Genomic DNA, 17,530 nt, shown 5'->3' on the forward strand with positions numbered 1-17,530 from the left:
CGAGAACGACGATTGGACGGGACCGGTGGCCATCCCCATGGCCACGCAGCGTTGCTGCGCCCGACGTTTGTTTTTCAGGCTGGCGCGCGCGTGAGTCGGTCGACCACCGGTTTGCCTGCCTTGAGCACCATCAGCAGATTGCGTTCGTGTTGAAAGGCGCGCAGATCGCGCAGAGGGTCACCGTCCATGACCAGCAGATCGGCGCACGCCCCCATGGCGATGACGCCCAGCCGCCCCGACTGTCCTATCAGCTCTGCGTTGACGTGGGTCGCACTGCGCAGGACTTGCGCCGGCGACATCACTTGTTGGCGCAGCACGAGTTCGTCGCACTGCAGGTCGTGCATGTCGCCCAGCAGATCCGAGCCCAGGGCGATCTTCACCCCGGCCGCCTGCGCGATGCGGATGGCGTCGACGCCGCGATCTTTCACATGCGCGCATTTCTCCAGCATGGCGCGCGACCAGCCCAGCGCGCTCCCGCGTTCCGCCAACGCTGCGTAAGTGGCCAGGGTGGGCACCAGGTAGACGCCGTAGCGCGCCATCAATTCTGCCGTCTGCTCGTCGAGCAGATTGCCGTGCTCGATCGAACGCACCCCTGCTCGCACGGCCCGACTGATGGCCTCCGGCGAATACGCATGCGCCATCACATAAGTCCGGGCCGCGTCCGCTTCTTCCACGATCGCACCGAGTTCCTCGGTGGAAAATTGCAGGCCCTCCAGCGGATCGTTGGGCGTGGAGATGCCACCGCCGGCCATCACCTTGATGTGATGGGCGCCGTTGCGGATCTGCTCCCGCACGGCGCGGCGAACCTCGGGCACGCCGTCGGCGACGTAGCCGAGCAGGCCGGCCGAGCCGCAGCAGATGCAGCTGCCATGGGAGAAGTGTGGCGGGCGTGGGTCACCGTGACCGCCGGTCTGGGTGATGGCCTGTCCCGCGATCAACAGCCGCGGCCCGACGATATGTCCCTGTTCGATCGCCTGCACCAGGCCCGAATCAGCCCCGCCCGCATCGCGCACCGTGGTGTAGCCGCGTCGAAGCATGGCCTCGAGCACGGTCTCCGTGTGGGCGGTGATCAGCGACTGCGTCATCAAAGAGAGCTTGAAGAAGTCAGCGACTATCGCAGTGACGTGTACGTGTGCATCGATCAATCCTGGAAGCAACGTAAGACCGTCAAGCGCGATGCTGACTCCCCCGTTGTCAGGCAAATCTCCCTGGACGACGGCGGTGATGGTCTCGTCCTCGATGCGCACTGACATGCGGGTTAGAAGCTCGCCGGTACTGCTGTCGAACATGTTTGCGTTGCGGAACGTCAACGATGCCATCGGCGATTCCCTTCGTAGGCCGTGGCATCGATTGTGTTGACGGCTGCCTATGCGAACAATGACATCGCCCCGACAACGTCTTTGCCTTCAAGGCAACACTGTCTTCCCGATGTTTCGCCAAGGATTGCGAATGAATGGTCTGTCGATGGGCCGACTGAAATACCTGTTCGAAGCAGCACGACTGGGCAGCATGCGCGCTGCGGCGGACTTTCTGGACGTGGCGCCCTCGGTCGTCAGCAGGCAGATTGCCGAGCTGGAGAAAGTCACTTGCACGCCTGTGATGGAAACCAATCGCCGTGGCGCCAAAGCGACCGAAGCGGGCCGGCTCCTGATCGAGCACTACCGCAATCACCTGGCCCAGGAGGAATCGCTGGCGTCGCGCTTGAACGCGCTGGTGGGTCTGTCGATCGGCACGGTGAGCATTGGCGCCGTGCAGGGATTTGCCGATGACCTCATGCGACACGTCTTGCAGCCGTTCAACGCCCGGCATCCCGGTATCGCCATCAAGCTGCAGCTGGGCAGCATCAACGACATACTCGGCTGGCTCGAGCAGGATGAGGTTCACCTGGGCCTGATCTACGGGCCTGGCTTCCACTCGCACCAGGGCCGCCTGAAAGAGGTGCGCTCCCAACTGCAGCCGCTATGCGTGGTGGTTTGCGCGCAGCATTCGCTGGCCGAGGTACCGCTGCTGCCGGTTGGGGCGCTGTTCGAGCATCCGTTTGCGCTGGCGCACGCCGGCTTCGGAACACGCAAGATCGTCGAGCAGATCGAGGCCGCCGAGCATCGACGCCTCAAGCTCGCCATGGAATCGGATCACCTGATCTGCCTGACCGGCTTTGCCCGCTGCGGCATGGGCGCGACCCTGCTTCCGGCCTTTGCCGTCTACGACGATCTCCAGCGGGGAACCCTGAAGGCGATCCCCGTGGCCCACCCCTTGCTGACCGAGGTACAGGCGCAGCTGGTGGCCCGACGGGGGCGAGCGCTGCCCGCCGCCGCGCAGCGACTGCAGCGCCACATCGTTCAGCACATGGAGGCGTTCAATGCGTTGAGCGCGTCAGGGTGATCCGCGCCGAAGGGCGAAAACTGCGACACCTGGCGAGTGCCCTCAGGCCTGGATGTAGACCCAGGCCTGTTTGCCCGACTTCAGGCGCACGGCGACACGCTGGTAGTCCGCGACCTCGTAGCGATCAGCCGCGGCCAGCTCGGCCGCGGTGATGCGGAACACCTTGCCGGCGACTTCGTCCGACGGGTCGTCGCTCGGCGCGACGATGGGGTGGAACTGCTCGCCGCTCTGGCGCAGCACCTCGGGATCGCTGATCTCGATCAGCGTCCGGCGGTAGCCCGGCATGGCGTCATCTTCGCCTTCGAGAACACGCCCGAAAGAGGCGAGCTGCACGCGCTCGAGCTGCAGAGTGCCGTAGGAGAACAACAGCTCGTTGCGGCTCTCGTCCACCATCACCATCATTCCTTTGATATCAATCAATTACGGCGACTTCCTGAGAAAGCCACCGTTGGCCCGGAGCCTGGAACTCACTCCCACTCAATGGTTGCGGGCGGCTTGCCACTGATGTCATAAACGACACGAGAAACACCACGCAACTCATTGATAATACGATTGGACACCTTGCCAAGGAAGTCATACGGCAGGTGCGCCCAGTGCGCCGTCATGAAGTCGATGGTCTCGACCGCGCGCAGGGCAATCACCCATTCGTAGGCACGGGCGTCGCCGACCACGCCCACCGACTTCACCGGCAGGAACACGGCGAAGGCCTGGCTGGTCTTGTCGTACAGATCCCAGGCGCGCAGCTCTTCGATGAAGATGGCATCGGCGCGGGCCAGCAGTTCGGCGTATTCGGGCTTCACTTCGCCCAGGATGCGCACGCCCAGGCCGGGACCAGGGAACGGATGGCGGTAGACCATGGCGCGCGGCAGGCCGAGTTCCACGCCGATGCGGCGCACCTCGTCCTTGAACAGCTCACGCAACGGCTCGACCAGCTTGAGCTTCATGTGCTCCGGCAGGCCGCCCACGTTATGGTGGCTCTTGATCACATGCGCCTTGCCGGTCTTGCTGCCGGCAGACTCGATCACGTCCGGGTAGATGGTGCCCTGCGCCAGCCACTTCACCTGGCCGTGGCCGGCGTTGGTGACCTTGGCCGACTCCTCGTCGAAGATCTCCACGAACAGGCGGCCGATGATCTTGCGCTTGGCTTCGGGATCGGCCTCGCCTTCCAGCGCCTTGAAGTAGCGCTCGGCGGCGTTGACGCGGATCACCTTCACGCCCATGTGCTCGGCCATCGTGGCCATCACCTGATCGCCTTCGTTCCAGCGCAGGAGGCCCGTGTCGACGAACACGCAGGTCAGCTGGTCGCCGATAGCCCGGTGCAGCAGCGCGGCCACCACGGACGAATCCACGCCGCCGGAGAGGCCCAGCAGCACGTGATCGCTGCCGACCTGCTCGCGCACGCGGGCGATCTGGTCTTCGATGATGTGCGCGGCGGTCCACAGCGTCTGGCAGCCGCAGATTTCCGTGACGAAACGCTTAAGCAGCGAGGTGCCCTGCTTGGTATGGGTTACTTCCGGATGGAACTGCACGCCGTACCAGCGCCTGTCCTCGTTTTCCATCACCGCGACAGGAATGCGGTCGGTGGTGCCGGTGATGACGAAGCCCGGCGGCGCCTTGGCCACGTGGTCGCCATGGCTCATCCAGACGTCCAGACGATGCGCGCTGTCGTGATCGCTCAGGCCGGCGAACAGGCGGCTGGTCGGCGCGATATCCACTTCGGCGTGACCGAACTCGCGTGCGTCGGCGGCCTCGGTGGCACCGCCCAGTTGCGCGGCGAGCGTCTGCATGCCGTAACAGATACCCAGGATGGGGAGCTGCGAATCGAACACTTCCTGCGGCGCCTTGGGCGCACCCGGCAACGTCGTCGACTCGGGGCCGCCGGACAGGATGATGCCCTTGGCGCCGAACGCGGCGATCTCGGCCGGGTCGTGGTCCCACGCCCAGATTTCGCAGTAGACGCCGATCTCGCGCACGCGGCGGGCGATCAGCTGCGTGTACTGCGCGCCGAAATCGAGGATGAGGATTTTGTCGCTATGGATGTCGGTCACGGTCCGGCTCCGGTGCGCTGCAGGCTTGCCCTGCCCGCGCTTGATTCAGTGAATGCGAAGGCGACGCGCATGGGCGTCGCCTCCCGTTAAAACGAATGCGCCGGCCATCAGGCCGGCGCGTATCCCTCAGGAATTGAGCCGGTAATTCGGCGCTTCCTTGGTGATCTGGATATCGTGCGGATGCGCTTCGGTGACACCGGCGCCAGTCACCTTCACGAACTGCGCGTTGTTGCGCACATCGTCGACCGTGGCGGCACCGAGGTAACCCATCGAGGCACGCAGGCCGCCGATCAGCTGGTGGATGATGTTGCGCAGCGAACCACGATACGGCACGCGACCTTCGATGCCTTCGGGCACCAGCTTGTCGGCGTCGGCTTCATCCTGGAAATAGCGGTCCTTGGAACCCAGCGCCATCGCGCCCAGCGAACCCATGCCACGGTAGCTCTTGTACTGGCGGCCCTGGAACAGTTCGACATCACCCGGCGATTCTTCGGTACCGGCAAACATCGAACCCAGCATCACGGTGGATGCACCGGCGGCGAGCGCCTTGGGGATGTCGCCCGAGTAGCGGATGCCACCGTCAGCGATCAGCGGGATCTCATCCTTCAGCGCGGTCGCTACGAGGTCGATCGCGGTGATCTGCGGCACGCCCACACCAGCGACAACGCGCGTGGTGCAGATCGAGCCGGGACCCACGCCCACCTTCACCGCATCGACGCCGGCATCGAGCAGCGCGCGCGCCGCTTCGCCGGTGACGATATTGCCGGCGATCACCTGCACCTGCGGGTAGCGCTTCTTCACCCAGCCGGCGCGGTCGATCACGCCCTGGGAATGACCGTGCGCGGTGTCGACCACCAGCACGTCCACGCCGGCGTCCACCAGCGCTTCAATGCGCGCCTCGGTATCGCCACCCACGCCGACAGCCGCGCCAACCAGCAGGCGCTCGAGGCGATCCTTGGCGGCGTTCGGGTTGTCGCGGGCTTTCTGGATGTCCTTGACGGTGATCAGGCCACGCAGCTGGAAGTCGTCGTTGACCACCAGCACTTTCTCGATGCGGTGCTTGTGCAGCAGCTGCAGCACTTCGTCCTGGCTGGCGCCCTCACGCACCGTCACCAGCTTCTCCTGGCGGGTCATGATGTTGCGCACGGGATCTTCATGCTTGCGCTCGAAGCGCAGATCGCGGCTGGTGACGATGCCGACCAGTTGTTCGCCATCCACCACCGGCACGCCGGAAATGTTGTGCGCACGGGTCAGCTGCAGCACTTCGCGAATGGAAGTATTCGGGCCGACCGAAATAGGACTGCGGATCACGCCGGCTTCGAACTTCTTCACCAAGCGCACTTCGGCAGCCTGCTGTTCGGCGGTCATGTTCTTATGGATGATGCCGATGCCGCCCTGCTGGGCCATGGTGATGGCGAGGCGGGCTTCGGTGACCGTATCCATGGCGGCGGACACGATGGGAATGTTCAGGCGCAGGTTTCGGGTGAGCCGCGTGGAAGTGTCTACATCACGTGGCAGAACGGCCGAATGAGCCGGAACGAGGTAAACATCGTCGTAGGTGAGAGCCTCGGCGAGGATGCGCATGCGTTTTGTCCCGCTGCAAAGAGGAGATTATACGCAGAAGGCTTTTGGCCCGCCACTCTTTGCATGAACGGAATGTCGCAGGTCTCGCCCTTTGTGGGAGCGCACCCTGTGCGCGACTGCGGCATCTCGGCGTGTCGCTCCGTAGGCTTGTCGCGCACAGGGTGCGCTCCCACATTTGTAGGTTTGTCGCGCACAGGGTGCGCTCCCACACCTAAGGGAGGGCTCAGCCCTGGCGAGCGGCGTCGCGCGCGTCCGCCGCTTCCAGCGTGTTTTCCAGCAGCGTCGCCACCGTCATGGGACCGACGCCGCCCGGCACCGGCGTGATCCAGCTGGCGCGTTCGGCGGCCGTGGCGAAGTCCACGTCGCCCACCAACCGGCCGTCTTCCAGGCGATTGATGCCCACGTCTACCACCACGGCGCCCGGCTTGATCCATTCGCCCTTGACGAGACCCGGCCGACCGACGGCGACGATCACGATGTCGGCCTGGCGCACGAAGCCCTCCAGGTCGCGAGTGAATTTGTGGCAGCAGGTGGTAGTGCAACCGGCAATCAACAATTCCAGCGCCAGCGGGCGGCCCACGTGATTGGAAACACCGACCACCACCGCGTGCTGACCGCGCACGGGACGATCGGTATGACCGAGCAAGGTCATCACGCCACGCGGCGTGCACGGACGCAGGCCGAAGCGGCGCAGTGCCAGGCGACCGACGTTGACGGCCTGGAAGCCGTCGACATCCTTGCCCGGATCAATGCGATCGACCAGCGCATCCTCATCGATGTGGTCGGGCAGCGGCGACTGCACCAGGATGCCGTGCACGGCCGGATCGGCATTGAGCTGGTCGATCAGCGCAATCAGTTCTTCCTGGCTGGTGCGCGAGGGCAAGTCGAAATCGAACGAACGGAAGCCGACTTGATGGCAGGCCTTGCGCTTGTTGCGCACATAGACCGACGAGGCCGCGTCGTCTCCCACCAGCACCACGGCGAGGCCCGGCACGTCCAAGCCCTTGGCCGAGCGCTCCGCCACCCGGCGCCCGATCCGATCCATCAGTTCCTGGGCGATGCGTTTGCCGTCGAGGATACGTGCGCTCATGATCGGGGCTGCCTGCAAAGGAACGTATTATCCCGGCTAGGGCCGGTTAACGCTATTGGCCGTACGCATACAAACGAGATCGCATGGCTGCCACAACACGCCTGACCACCCCACTGGAACTGGACGCCCACGGCATACGTCTGCGGCCGTGGCAGGCCGACGATGCGCAAGCCCTGTTCGAGGCCACCCGCGAATCGATCGCCTCGGTGGGGCCATGGTTGCCCTGGCTGCATGAGGGCTACACCCTGGAAGACGGCACCCAATGGATCGCCGACTGCCAGGCCGGCCGCGAGCGCGGCGATGCCTACGCCTTTGGCATGTTCGACGCGCAAGGCCGAGCGTTGGGCGACGTGGCGCTCAATCGCATCGACCCCAAGCGCGGCAGTGCGAACCTCGGGTACTGGGTGCGCCAGTCGGCTCAGGGCCAAGGCGTCGCCACGCGCGCGGCTCGCGCCTTGGCCGAATTCGGCTTCGAGGTGTTAGGTCTGGTACGCATCGAGATCGTCATCGCCGTCGACAACGTGGCCAGCCGGCGCACGGCCGAGCGCCTGGGCGCTCTTTTCGACGGCATCTCACCGAACCGGATCATCCATCGTGGCGAGGCCGCACCCGCCGCGGTGTATTCGCTGCTGCCGCCAGAACGCGATGAACCCTCGCCGGGTCCCGTGCTGGAAGATGGCGACCTGCGCTTGCGCCCGTATCGGCCGTCCGACCTGCATGGCTTGCACGCCGCCCTGCACGAATCGATGGCCACCATCGGTCGCTGGCAGGACTGGTGCACGCCGGCCTACAGCCTGGACGATGCCCGCCACTGGATCGCCAAGACCCGGCTGGCCTGGCAGGGCGCCGGCGACGAATGCGCGCTGGTCATGGCTGATCGCGCCAGTGACGAGCTCATCGGCAGCATCTCGCTCAATCACTGGCAGCCCGAATACGGCATGGCCAATCTTGGTTACTGGGTGCGCCAGACGCGCCAGGAGCAAGGCGTCACCACTCGCGCCGTGCGGCTGCTGGCACGGCACGCGCTGCAGGCCACGGATCTGCGTCGACTGGAAATCGTGATCGCCGTAGACAATCTGGCCAGTCGCCGCGCTGCCGAAAAGGCGGGCGCACGCTTTGAAAGCATCGCGCGCCAACGACTCATGCTGCGCGGTGAGCCGCGGGATGCGGCGATCTATTCGCTGATTGCGGGCGACCTGCGCTGATCAGCCCGCCGATGCGCAGAGCTGCACCAGGTCCTCGTAACCATGGAACGTGGCGCCATCGCCACAGCCCGGGCAGCCCGGATCGCGCGGCAGGCGCGTCTCGCGAAAGCGCATGGCCAACGCATCGAAGTTCAGCAGGCGACCGACCAGCGGTTCACCGATACCGAGGATGAGCTTGAGCGCTTCAGTGGCCTGCAGCAAACCGACGATACCGGGCAATACGCCAAGCACGCCGGCTTCGCTGCAGTTGGGCGCATCGGCCGCGGCAGGCGGCTCGGGGAACAGGCAGCGATAGCACGGCGAGTCCGCGCGACGCGGGTCGAACACGCTCACCTGTCCGGTGAAGCGCTCCACTGCGCCATAGACCATGGGCAGCTGCAAACGCTGGGAGGCTGCAGCGATCAAATAGCGCGCAGGAAAATTGTCGGCGCCATCGATCACCAGATCGTGATCCGCCAACAGGCGCTCGACGTTGTCGGCCTGCAGGCGTTCGTTGCGAATTTCCACGCGCACGCGCGGATTGAGTGCCGCAAGCGCGATGCGCGCCGACTCGGTCTTGGCCATGCCGACGCGCGCATCGGCGTGTATGACTTGTCGGTGCAGGTTCGAGCGCTCGACGCGATCATCATCGATCAAGGTGAGCTGCCCCACCCCCGCTGCCGCCAGGTAGAGCGCAGCTGGCGCACCGAGGCCGCCCGCACCCAGCAACGCTACGCGTGAGGACGCCAACTTCGCCTGTCCTGCTTCTCCCACCTGCGGCAATTGCAGTTGGCGTGCATAACGTTCGGCGGCATCGCTGTCCAGGGCACCCAGGGCTACCGGCAGACCCTCCGCCTTCCATCGCTGGAAACCGCCGGCCACCGAGAACACCTGCTGGTAACCCATGCGCTGCAGCGTTTCGGCGGCGAGCAGCGAGCGTTGGCCGCTGCCGCACAACAGGAGCACGGGCTGGTTGCGATCAGGCAGCAGTTGTTCGATGCGCAGTTCAAGAAAGCCGCGTGAAACACCGACCGCGCCTACCGGCAAGCCGCTGGCACGCTCGCCGTCTTCGCGCACATCGATCAGGAAGCTGCCTTGCGCCTGCCGGGCCAGCGCCTCGGCGGGGGATATCTCGGCAATGCTGGCGCGCAGGGAGGCCAGCCAGCTGTCGCGGTTGAGGCTCGTCATCGCGCTAGCTTACTCCAGCCCGCCCGCCCCCTGTCCTCTGTCCTCTGTCCTCTGTGGGAGCGCACCCTGTGCGCGACGGTGCGGAGCGCGGCAACCAAGGGTTCTGGCGCGAGTTGAACGAACCGAGGTACAACGATGCGCCGCGGTCGCGCACAGGGTGCGCTCCCACAAGGACTGAGGTACATCGATGCGCCGCGGTCGCGCACAGGGTGCGCTCCTACAAGAGCGATGGGGTCGCGCGTCAGCGGCGCTTCTTCATCTCGCGCACCATGCGCTGGCGCTTGCGCTGCTGGGCTTCGGTGAGCACGTTCTTCTTGCCGGCGAACGGGTTCTCGCCGTCGCGGAAAAAGATGCGTACCGGCGTGCCATCCAGCTTGAAGCGCTTGCGGAAAAAGTTTTCCAGATAGCGGCGATAGGCCGGCGCGATGTGCTTGGTGCGGCTGCCGTGGATGACGATGCTGGGCGGATTGGTCCCGCCCGGATGCGCAAAGCGCAGCTTGGGGGCATGGCCACGCACCAGCGGCGGCTGGTAGCTTTCGTAGGCGAGCTCGAGCGCCTTGGTGAGTTCGGACGAACCCAGTTCCTTGGTGGCGGCACGATGCGCGTTCACCACCGCCTTCATCAGCTCGCGCAGGCCGGAACCGTGCAGCGCGGAGATGAACACCGTCTTGGCCCAGTCGACAAACTGCAGGCGACGCTCCAGCGCACGCTGGCACTGTTCGCGCTGATAGCCGTCCATGCCGTCCCACTTGTTGACGGCGATGACCAGCGCCCTGCCCTCATCGAGCGCGTGACCGATCAGCGTGAGATCCTGGTCGGCCAGGTTCTCGCGCGCATCGACCATCAGTACCACCACTTGCGCGGCGGCCATCGACTGCAGGGTCTTGATGACGCTGAATTTCTCCACCGCTTCTTCGACGCGCGCCTTGCGACGCACGCCGGCGGTATCGATCAGGGTGTACTTGCGGCCATCGCGTTCCAGCGACACGCGGATGGGATCGCGGGTGGTGCCGGCCACGTCGGAAACGATCAGGCGATCCTCGCCGAGCAGGCGATTAATCAGCGTGGACTTGCCCGCATTCGGACGACCGACGATGGCGACGCGAATGCTGTCCGCCTCGACCGGATCGATCTCTTCGTGCTGGTCTTCCGGCAGCAGCGTGATGGCCGAAGCGACCAGATCTTCGGTGCCGCGATTGTGCGATGCCGCCAGCGGCAGCGTGTTGGCGATGCCGAACACGGCGAATTCCGCCATCGCATTCTGCAGATCCAGACCGTCAGTCTTGTTGACCCCGGCGATGATCGGCTTGCCGCTGCGACGCAGCTCGTCGAGGATGGTGCGGTCCTGCGGCAGCAGGCCGTCGCGGGCATCCACCACGAAGACCAGCACGCTGGCCTCTTCGATGGCCAGGCGCACCTGCTGCGCAGTCAGGCCTTCGATGCCTTCCTCTTCGCCGGACAGGCCGCCGGTGTCCACCACCACGAACGGGCGTGTGCCGGTGCGGCACACGCCGTAGTGTCGATCTCGCGTAACGCCCGGCATATCAGCCACCAGGGCGTCACGACTGCGCGTCATTGCGTTGAATAGGGTCGATTTACCGACATTGGGACGACCGACCAGGGCAACGACGGGCAGCATGATTCAAACAACCTTTATTACGATCAGTGGCCGCCGAGACGGTAAGCGCCGATGCGGCCCTTGACGTCTTCGACGTACACAATGTCGCCCACCACCAGGGGTTGGGCGCGAATGGCTTTCTTGGACAGGCGCTCACGTGCCGCCAGCGCGCCGTCACCGGTCTGCAGGAAGTGCACGTAGCCCTCGAGGTCGCCGACCACGACGTAGTCACCCAGCACGGCCGGCGCAGTGAGCCAGCGGTACTTCAGTGCATCGTTCTTCCACATGTCGGCGCCGCCGGTCTTGTCGAACGCCCACACCTGCGACTCATCGCTCACGCCGTAGAGGCCGTTGCCGGTGACGTCCAGCGAGGTGAAGGTCGAGAACGGGCGACCCCACAGCGGGCGACCGCTGGGACCGTCGATCGCGGCGATATTGCCGTGATAGGCGGCGCTGTACAGGGTGGTGCCTTCGAGCAGGATCGAACCGTCGGCATCGGCCAGGCGATCGATTTCGGTGCGGCCTTCGCCGCTGGCGAGGGTCTGTTCCCACAGCTTCTCGCCGTTGTCCAGACGCAGCGCGACCAGCTTGCCGGCATCGTTGCCGTAGAACACCACGCCGTTGGCGACCAGCATCGGGCCATTGCCGCGCAGGCTGAGCAGCGGCACGGAGTCCTGGTCGTAGACCCAGCGGCGCTCGCCGGTGGAACTATCGAAACCGTACAGACGGCCGTCCTGGGTGCGTGCAACCACGAGGTTGCCGGAGATCACGGGCGGGGAGATCACTTCGGAGTTGACCACCGACTCCCAGCGCGGGCTGCCGTCTTTCGCATTGATGCCGTAGACGTGGCCATCGAGCGTGCCGACCACGAGCAGGTCGCCGGAAACCATCGGGCCACCGGCATACAGCGCATCGGCGCGCTTCTTGTCGCCCCAGCCAAACCAGCCCTGGGTGCGCGAGCTCTTGGTCCACAGCGTCTTGCCGCTGGTGGCATCAATCGCGGCGATCTTGCCGTCGGTGCTGCAGGCGTAGAGCACGCCGTCGGCAAACGCCGGACGCAGACGCACGCCGCTGTCACCCGCACCGTCGCCCACACTGGTGGTCCACAGCTTGGTCACCTGGGTGGTGGGCTTGAAATCCTTGGCCAGCGGAGTCGGCGGCTGGACGTTTTCCTTCTTGAACGAATGGCAACCGGCAAGCACCACCAGAGAGGTCAGTGCCACCAGCCAAACGCGCTTCATCGCACCGCGCTTCTTCACTTCAGGTTTCATGCACCCTGCTTCCCGGCCACGGCCAGATCATCGATTTTCATCTGCACGCTCTGAGGCGCGTTCTCACCCAGCGCCGCCTTGGCGGCTACGTATGCCTTGCGGGCATCGTCTGGGCGCCCAAGCTTGACCAGCGCATCGCCGCGTAGTTCCTGTGACACACCTTCATACGTCTTGGACTGCATGCGATCGAGCGCGGCAATCGCGTCGGCGGCCTTGCCCTGCGCCAGCTGCACGCGCGCGATGCGCATCTGCGACAGCGCCTTGAGGTTCGCATCGGTTGCGTGGCTCTCGGCCCAGCCGAGCGACTCGATCGCCTTGTCCATCTGCTTGGCCTGCACCTGGCGCTCCGCCCGATCGCCCACGGCGAACACGGCGTAGGTGGAATCGGTGTAGTCCTTGAGCAACTGCTCGGTCAGCGCATCGGCGTTGTCGGACTTGCCGGCAGCCACGGCGACCTGGATCTGCTGATACAGGTTCGCAGCGTCAGCCTGATGCTCTGCCTTGTGCTTGTTCCACTGCTGCCAGCCGAAGATGCCGACCAGGCCGATCGCGATGCCGACGACGATGGACAAGCCGTTCTGGCGCAACCACTGTTGTACGCGTTCGCTCTGTTCGTAATCGTCGTACGCTTCAAATGCCATGCAATCACCCTTGGGGAACCGCACGCCAGAGGCACCTGGCGGCGCCCGTCATGCGGAAAAGAAATCAGCCCGAATGTCCGCTCGTTGCCGAACGGACAATGGGCAAGCATAACCGATTGCGCCAGGCCGCACAGGCCTGGCGTGATGACTCAGGCGCCGGCCGGGGTGGCCTTGCCGTCGCGCAATTCGATGCGGAAATGCGCAACATTGGAACGGCGATAGCTATCCAGCGGCATGGGCTGGCCATCCAGCATCACCTGGGCGCCACCGGCGTTGCCGATGCGCACTTCCAGCGGCTGATCGCTGCGGTAGGTCTTGGAGCTGCCGGCCGGCAGCAAGCCGTATTCCAGGCGCGAGCCGTCCTTGCCGGTGACTTCGACCCAGCTGGCGTTCTGCAGGCTCAGCACGAGGCTGTGCGCGCCGCCGCCCACCGAGCCGGCATCCGTGGTCGGCGTCGGTGCCGCCGGCTGCGCTGCCGCATGGGTATCGCCCAGGAACGGCGTCATGGAAGCCATCAACGGCTGGTCTTGCGCAGGCGCAGCCGCCGGTGCCGGTGTGGTAGCCGGCGCGGTCGTACCTTCCTGCGTATTGGGTGCAGTGCTTGCCACGGTCGATGCCGCGGCGCTGGCACTGCTGGCCGGCGCATCGACCTGGGCGACCGGCGCGGCATCGAGCGGCGCCAGATGGCTGACGTCGCGATCGAGCGTGCCACGCACGCCCAGCCAGATGGTCGGCACCACGATCGCCGCGGTCAGCACCACATAGGTCGCCGCGCGCGCGTAGTTCTCAAGCAGATAACGCGAGTGCGAGATGCCGCCCGTCGCCACCAGGGTGGGTTCCGCCGGCTTGATGCGATCGAGCTCGAGCCTGACCTCGGCTTCGTCGACGCCGAGATAACGCGCGTACTTGATGAGATAGCCACCCAGGTACACGTGGTCGATGCCGCTGTACTCGTTGCTCTCGACCTGCCTGAGCACACGGGTCGGCAAGCGCAGCGCATGAGCGCAGGTCTCGACGTCCAGCCCGCGCGCTTCGCGCGCAGCGCGCAAACGCCCGCCCAAGGTGCCCTTGATCGCTTCCGGCGAATTGTGTTCGGTTTCCATGGTGACGTTGGGCGCTTGGGTGAAAGGGAATTCTCGGTTGCCGCTGTTGGCCGAATTTGACGGTTGAGTGGTCATTGGCGTGCAGTTGCGTCGAGGGCGCGGGCCTGCTCCGAATCCGGGAACTGGCTTTGCAGTCGCCTGCTGTAGTTGAGAGCAGCATCCGTGTTGCCCAACCGTGCTTCGATATCGTGTCCGAGCTTGAGCGATCCCGCGGTCGGCTGACCCAGCGCATCGAAGCGCTGGATGAAGGCACGAGCACGGAAGGCATCGTTCTGAAGATAAAGCACATTGGCGAGCTGATACAACGCCCCGCCGTTTTGCGCATCGATTTCGATGGCCTTGCGGAAGTCCGCCTCGGCCGCCGTCATGTTCTGCGCCTTGGCCTGGCAGATGCCGGCATTGGTCCAGGCCAGCGACGGCGTCTGGTAGAACGGATCGGCCACCGCCTTCTGGAAATACGCCTGCGACTCGGCCGCCTTGCCCTCGCGGTTGCACAGGAACCAGCCGAGGTTGTTGTTGGGATCGCCCTTCTCCGGCGCCAGCGTGACAGCCTTGCGGTAATGCAGCTCCGCATTGGGCAGGTCATTGATGCGCTCGTAGATCACCGCAGCCACGGTTTGCGCAGGCACGTAGGTCGGGTCGAACTGCATGGCCTTGTTGATCTTGACCATGGCGTCCTCCAGATCACCGTTGGCCATGTACTGCTGGGCCAGTTCGGTGTGGATGCGCGCGCCTTCCTGCTTCTGCTCAGCCTTGGACTGGCGAGTGATCTTGCTCCCCTCGTTCGAGTTGGAACCGGATTTCGACACCGGCACGCACGCAGCCAAAAGCATGGCCACGCTCGCACTCAGCAACAATCGATCAAGCCGCATGACTCGCCCCTTCGTCCAGACGCTTGCGAAATTCGGCCTGGCGACGGGTGCGGTCCAATACCTGCCCTTTGAGCTGGCCACATGCCGCATCGATGTCGTCGCCGCGGGTACGGCGCAACATGGTCAGCACATTGGCATTGAGCAACTGGGTCTGGAAGGCGCGGATGGTTTCGGCGTCGGAGCGCTCGAAACGCGTGCCAGGAAATGGATTGAACGGAATCAGGTTGACCTTGCACTGAGGCATGCGGCGCATCAGCTTGATCAGCTGGCGGGCGTGCTCGGGCTGGTCGTTGACACCCTTCATCAGGGTGTACTCGAAGGTAATCGAGGTGCGCGGCTTGCGATCCAGCCAGCGCTGGCACGAAGCCATCAGCTCGGCGATCGGGTAGCGCTTGTTGAGCGGCACCAGCTCGGTGCGCAGCTCATCGTTCGCTGCATGCAGCGACACCGCCAGCGACACGTCGATGGTCTCGGACAACTTGTCGATCATCGGCACCAGGCCGGCGGTGGACAGCGTGACGCGCTTGGACGCCAGGCCAAAGCCCAGGTCATCACGCATCAGGCTCATCGCCTTGGTGACGTTGTCGAAGTTCAGCAACGGCTCGCCCATGCCCATCATCACCACGTTGGTGATGCGACGGTTCTGGTGCGTGATGTTGCCGAGGTATTTGGCCGCCACCCACATCTGGCCGATCACTTCGGCCGTGGACAGGTTGCGGTTGAAGCCTTGCGTGGCGGTGGAGCAGAACTGGCAGTTCAGGCCGCAACCCACCTGCGAAGACACGCACAGCGTGCCGCGCGTCGGCTCGGGGATGTACACCGCCTCGATGGCGTTGCCGCCATCCATGCCGAGCAGCCACTTGTGCGTGCCGTCGGTGGCGCCCTTGTCGAACAAGGTCTTCGGCGGACCGACATAGCAGGACGCTTCGAGCTTGGCCCGAAGCGTCTTGCCCACATCCGTCATGTTTTCAAAGTTGTCTTCCAGGCGGTGGTAAATCCACTTCATCACCTGCTCGGCGCGATACGGCTTCTCGCCCAGCTGCGCAAAAAAATCACGCAGGCCCTGTCGATCGAAATCGAGCAGGTTGACCTTGTCGGTGGTGGTGGAATTTGCCTGATCAGTCATCTTGAAATATTGCGGCTCAACGCCGCCCTCTTAATCCTTACGCTATCCAATGGAACGCGGTTTTCGTGAAGAGTGCGGCCATGGATGGCCGCTTCGTGATCTTCGCGCTCATGGATGAGCGCACTTACCTCGAGAAGATTTCGGTCGCGGCGAAGAAGTACGAGATCTCGACGGCAGCCGTGTCGGCAGCGTCGGAACCATGCACAGCGTTCGCATCGATGGAGTCGGCGAAGTCGGCGCGGATCGTGCCCGGCGCAGCGTCCTTCGGATTGGTGGCGCCCATCAGGTCGCGATGCTTGAGGATCGCGTTGTCACCTTCGAGTGCCTGGATCATCACCGGTCCGGAGATCATGAACTCGACCAGCGCGTTGAAGAACGGACGCTCCTTGTGCACCGCGTAGAAACCCTCGGCTTCCTTGCGCGACAGATGCTTCATCTTGGCGGCAACGATCTTCAGGCCGGCCTTTTCGAAGCGAGCATAGATTTCACCGATCACGTTCTTGGCAACGGCGTCGGGCTTGATAATGGAAAGGGTGCGCTCCAGCGCCATGAGGGTCTGCTCCGGAAAAACTGGTATTTGAGTGGGCGGGCCGATCGATATCGGCGAACTTACGCCAAATCCCGACTAGATATGGGGATTTAGCTCACGAAAGTTTGACAGATTCTACCTGATACGCAAGCCGGGCGCAGGGATCCCAGGGCCCCTTGAAACGACCGTTTGACGGGCGCAAATCGACCCGCGTATCCTCAAACGATCGTTTGATTCCTGCCCGGGGTTGCGGACCATGTCAGTCTCCAGTGCTTCCATGCCGACCAAGGAGCGCATTCTCGGCGCCGCGGAGGAATTGTTCGCCCGGCACGGCTTCGAAGGGGCCTCGCTGCGCCAGCTGACCGCCGMCGCCGGGGTCAACCTGGCCGCGGTGAACTACCACTTCGGCTCCAAGGACCGCCTGATCGAAGAGGTGTTCCGCCGCCGCCTGGACCAGCTCAACGGTCGCCGCATGGCCGCCCTGCAGAAGATCGCCGGCGAGGCGGACACCACCATCGAGGACGTGCTGGCAGCCTTCATCGTGCCTGCACTGGAGCTCTCCCACGATGGCAATGGCTCGCTGTTCATGCGCGTGCTCGCCCGCGCCTTCGCCGAACACGACGACACCCTTCGCAAGTTCCTGTCGGACAACTACGGCCACGTGATGCGCCAGTTCACCGCGGAATTCGCCCGCCTGTTGCCGCAGCTGAGCAAGGAAGAACTCTACTGGCGCGTCGACCTGGTGACCGGTGCCCTGACCCACGCCATGTCGGGCTTCGGCATGATCCAGCGCAAAAGCGACGTGCCCGAAGAGCGCCATCGCGCGCAGACCGCCGAGCACCTGATCCGCTTTGCCGCCTCCGGTCTCAAAGCCCCCTGATTCGTTCCAACCCT

16 protein-coding genes are annotated in these 17,530 nt (G+C 64.5%); 3 read left to right on the top strand and 13 right to left on the bottom strand.

Annotated features, from left to right (window positions below; genetic code table 11):
- Positions 1-74: 74 nt before the first annotated feature.
- On the bottom strand, positions 75-1,319 hold the full coding sequence (locus AB4Y82_RS07920) for an amidohydrolase family protein (protein WP_441602315.1): 1,245 nt from the start codon (positions 1,317-1,319) through the stop codon (positions 75-77).
- Positions 1,320-1,449: 130 nt separating this feature from the next.
- Here AB4Y82_RS07920 and AB4Y82_RS07925 point away from each other — a divergent pair, with 130 nt between their 5' ends.
- Positions 1,450-2,382 carry a LysR family transcriptional regulator gene (locus AB4Y82_RS07925; RefSeq protein WP_441602316.1) on the top strand — a complete coding sequence of 311 codons (933 nt, stop codon included), beginning with the start codon at positions 1,450-1,452 and terminating at the stop codon, positions 2,380-2,382.
- Between the two features lie 42 nt (positions 2,383-2,424).
- On the opposite strand, the gene AB4Y82_RS07930 is transcribed toward AB4Y82_RS07925, so the two are convergent.
- From AB4Y82_RS07930 to folD, 4 genes are all read right to left on the bottom strand, one after another.
- Positions 2,425-2,802: a gamma-glutamylcyclotransferase family protein gene (locus AB4Y82_RS07930; RefSeq protein ID WP_441602317.1), complete on the bottom strand. Its 378-nt coding sequence runs from the start codon at positions 2,800-2,802 to the stop codon at positions 2,425-2,427.
- Between the two features lie 47 nt (positions 2,803-2,849).
- Complete coding sequence (gene guaA / locus AB4Y82_RS07935) at positions 2,850-4,430, bottom strand: glutamine-hydrolyzing GMP synthase (RefSeq protein ID WP_441602318.1); 1,581 nt, start codon at positions 4,428-4,430, stop codon at positions 2,850-2,852.
- A 126-nt stretch (positions 4,431-4,556) separates the two neighbouring features.
- Positions 4,557-6,014 carry an IMP dehydrogenase gene (guaB, locus tag AB4Y82_RS07940; protein WP_426268967.1) on the bottom strand — a complete coding sequence of 486 codons (1,458 nt, stop codon included), beginning with the start codon at positions 6,012-6,014 and terminating at the stop codon, positions 4,557-4,559.
- A gap of 223 nt (positions 6,015-6,237) precedes the next feature.
- Positions 6,238-7,104 (bottom strand): bifunctional methylenetetrahydrofolate dehydrogenase/methenyltetrahydrofolate cyclohydrolase FolD, encoded by an 867-nt coding sequence (folD, locus tag AB4Y82_RS07945; RefSeq protein WP_441602319.1) that lies wholly within the window; start codon positions 7,102-7,104, stop codon positions 6,238-6,240.
- 83 nt (positions 7,105-7,187) lie between these two features.
- Here folD and AB4Y82_RS07950 point away from each other — a divergent pair, with 83 nt between their 5' ends.
- Positions 7,188-8,309: a GNAT family N-acetyltransferase gene (locus AB4Y82_RS07950; RefSeq protein WP_441611209.1), complete on the top strand. Its 1,122-nt coding sequence runs from the start codon at positions 7,188-7,190 to the stop codon at positions 8,307-8,309.
- Here the strand turns inward: AB4Y82_RS07950 and moeB are convergent, their stop codons facing one another.
- The 8 genes from moeB to ndk all read right to left on the bottom strand — a co-directional run bounded on the left by moeB (position 8,310) and on the right by ndk (position 16,657).
- Positions 8,310-9,476, bottom strand: coding sequence for a molybdopterin-synthase adenylyltransferase MoeB (moeB, locus tag AB4Y82_RS07955; RefSeq protein WP_441602321.1), 1,167 nt, complete (start codon positions 9,474-9,476; stop codon positions 8,310-8,312).
- 241 nt (positions 9,477-9,717) lie between these two features.
- On the bottom strand, positions 9,718-11,115 hold the full coding sequence (der, locus tag AB4Y82_RS07960; protein ID WP_441602322.1) for a ribosome biogenesis GTPase Der: 1,398 nt from the start codon (positions 11,113-11,115) through the stop codon (positions 9,718-9,720).
- A 23-nt stretch (positions 11,116-11,138) separates the two neighbouring features.
- The gene (bamB, locus tag AB4Y82_RS07965) at positions 11,139-12,365 is read right to left on the bottom strand and encodes an outer membrane protein assembly factor BamB (protein ID WP_441611210.1); all 1,227 of its coding nucleotides are present in this window, start codon (positions 12,363-12,365) and stop codon (positions 11,139-11,141) included.
- Entirely contained in the window at positions 12,362-13,006 is a 645-nt protein-coding gene (locus tag AB4Y82_RS07970; RefSeq protein WP_441602324.1) for a YfgM family protein, read from the bottom strand. The genes bamB and AB4Y82_RS07970 overlap by 4 nt, the downstream gene beginning before the upstream one ends.
- Before the next feature lie 149 nt (positions 13,007-13,155).
- Entirely contained in the window at positions 13,156-14,109 is a 954-nt protein-coding gene (locus AB4Y82_RS07975; protein WP_441602325.1) for a helix-turn-helix domain-containing protein, read from the bottom strand.
- Positions 14,110-14,180: 71 nt separating this feature from the next.
- The gene (pilW, locus tag AB4Y82_RS07980; RefSeq protein ID WP_441602326.1) at positions 14,181-14,981 is read right to left on the bottom strand and encodes a type IV pilus biogenesis/stability protein PilW; all 801 of its coding nucleotides are present in this window, start codon (positions 14,979-14,981) and stop codon (positions 14,181-14,183) included.
- The gene (gene rlmN, locus AB4Y82_RS07985; RefSeq protein WP_441602327.1) at positions 14,971-16,107 is read right to left on the bottom strand and encodes a 23S rRNA (adenine(2503)-C(2))-methyltransferase RlmN; all 1,137 of its coding nucleotides are present in this window, start codon (positions 16,105-16,107) and stop codon (positions 14,971-14,973) included. Before rlmN ends, pilW begins: the two co-directional genes overlap by 11 nt.
- Before the next feature lie 124 nt (positions 16,108-16,231).
- Positions 16,232-16,657 (bottom strand): nucleoside-diphosphate kinase, encoded by a 426-nt coding sequence (gene ndk / locus AB4Y82_RS07990; protein WP_441602328.1) that lies wholly within the window; start codon positions 16,655-16,657, stop codon positions 16,232-16,234.
- A 235-nt stretch (positions 16,658-16,892) separates the two neighbouring features.
- Between ndk and AB4Y82_RS07995 the strand changes: the two genes are divergently transcribed.
- Positions 16,893-17,516, top strand: a complete 624-nt coding sequence (locus tag AB4Y82_RS07995) for a TetR/AcrR family transcriptional regulator (RefSeq protein ID WP_441611211.1) — start codon at positions 16,893-16,895, stop codon at positions 17,514-17,516.
- The last annotated feature ends 14 nt before the right edge of the window (positions 17,517-17,530 follow it).

This window comes from Dyella sp. 2YAF14 (assembly GCF_052114725.1).
GTDB lineage: Bacteria > Pseudomonadota > Gammaproteobacteria > Xanthomonadales > Rhodanobacteraceae > Dyella.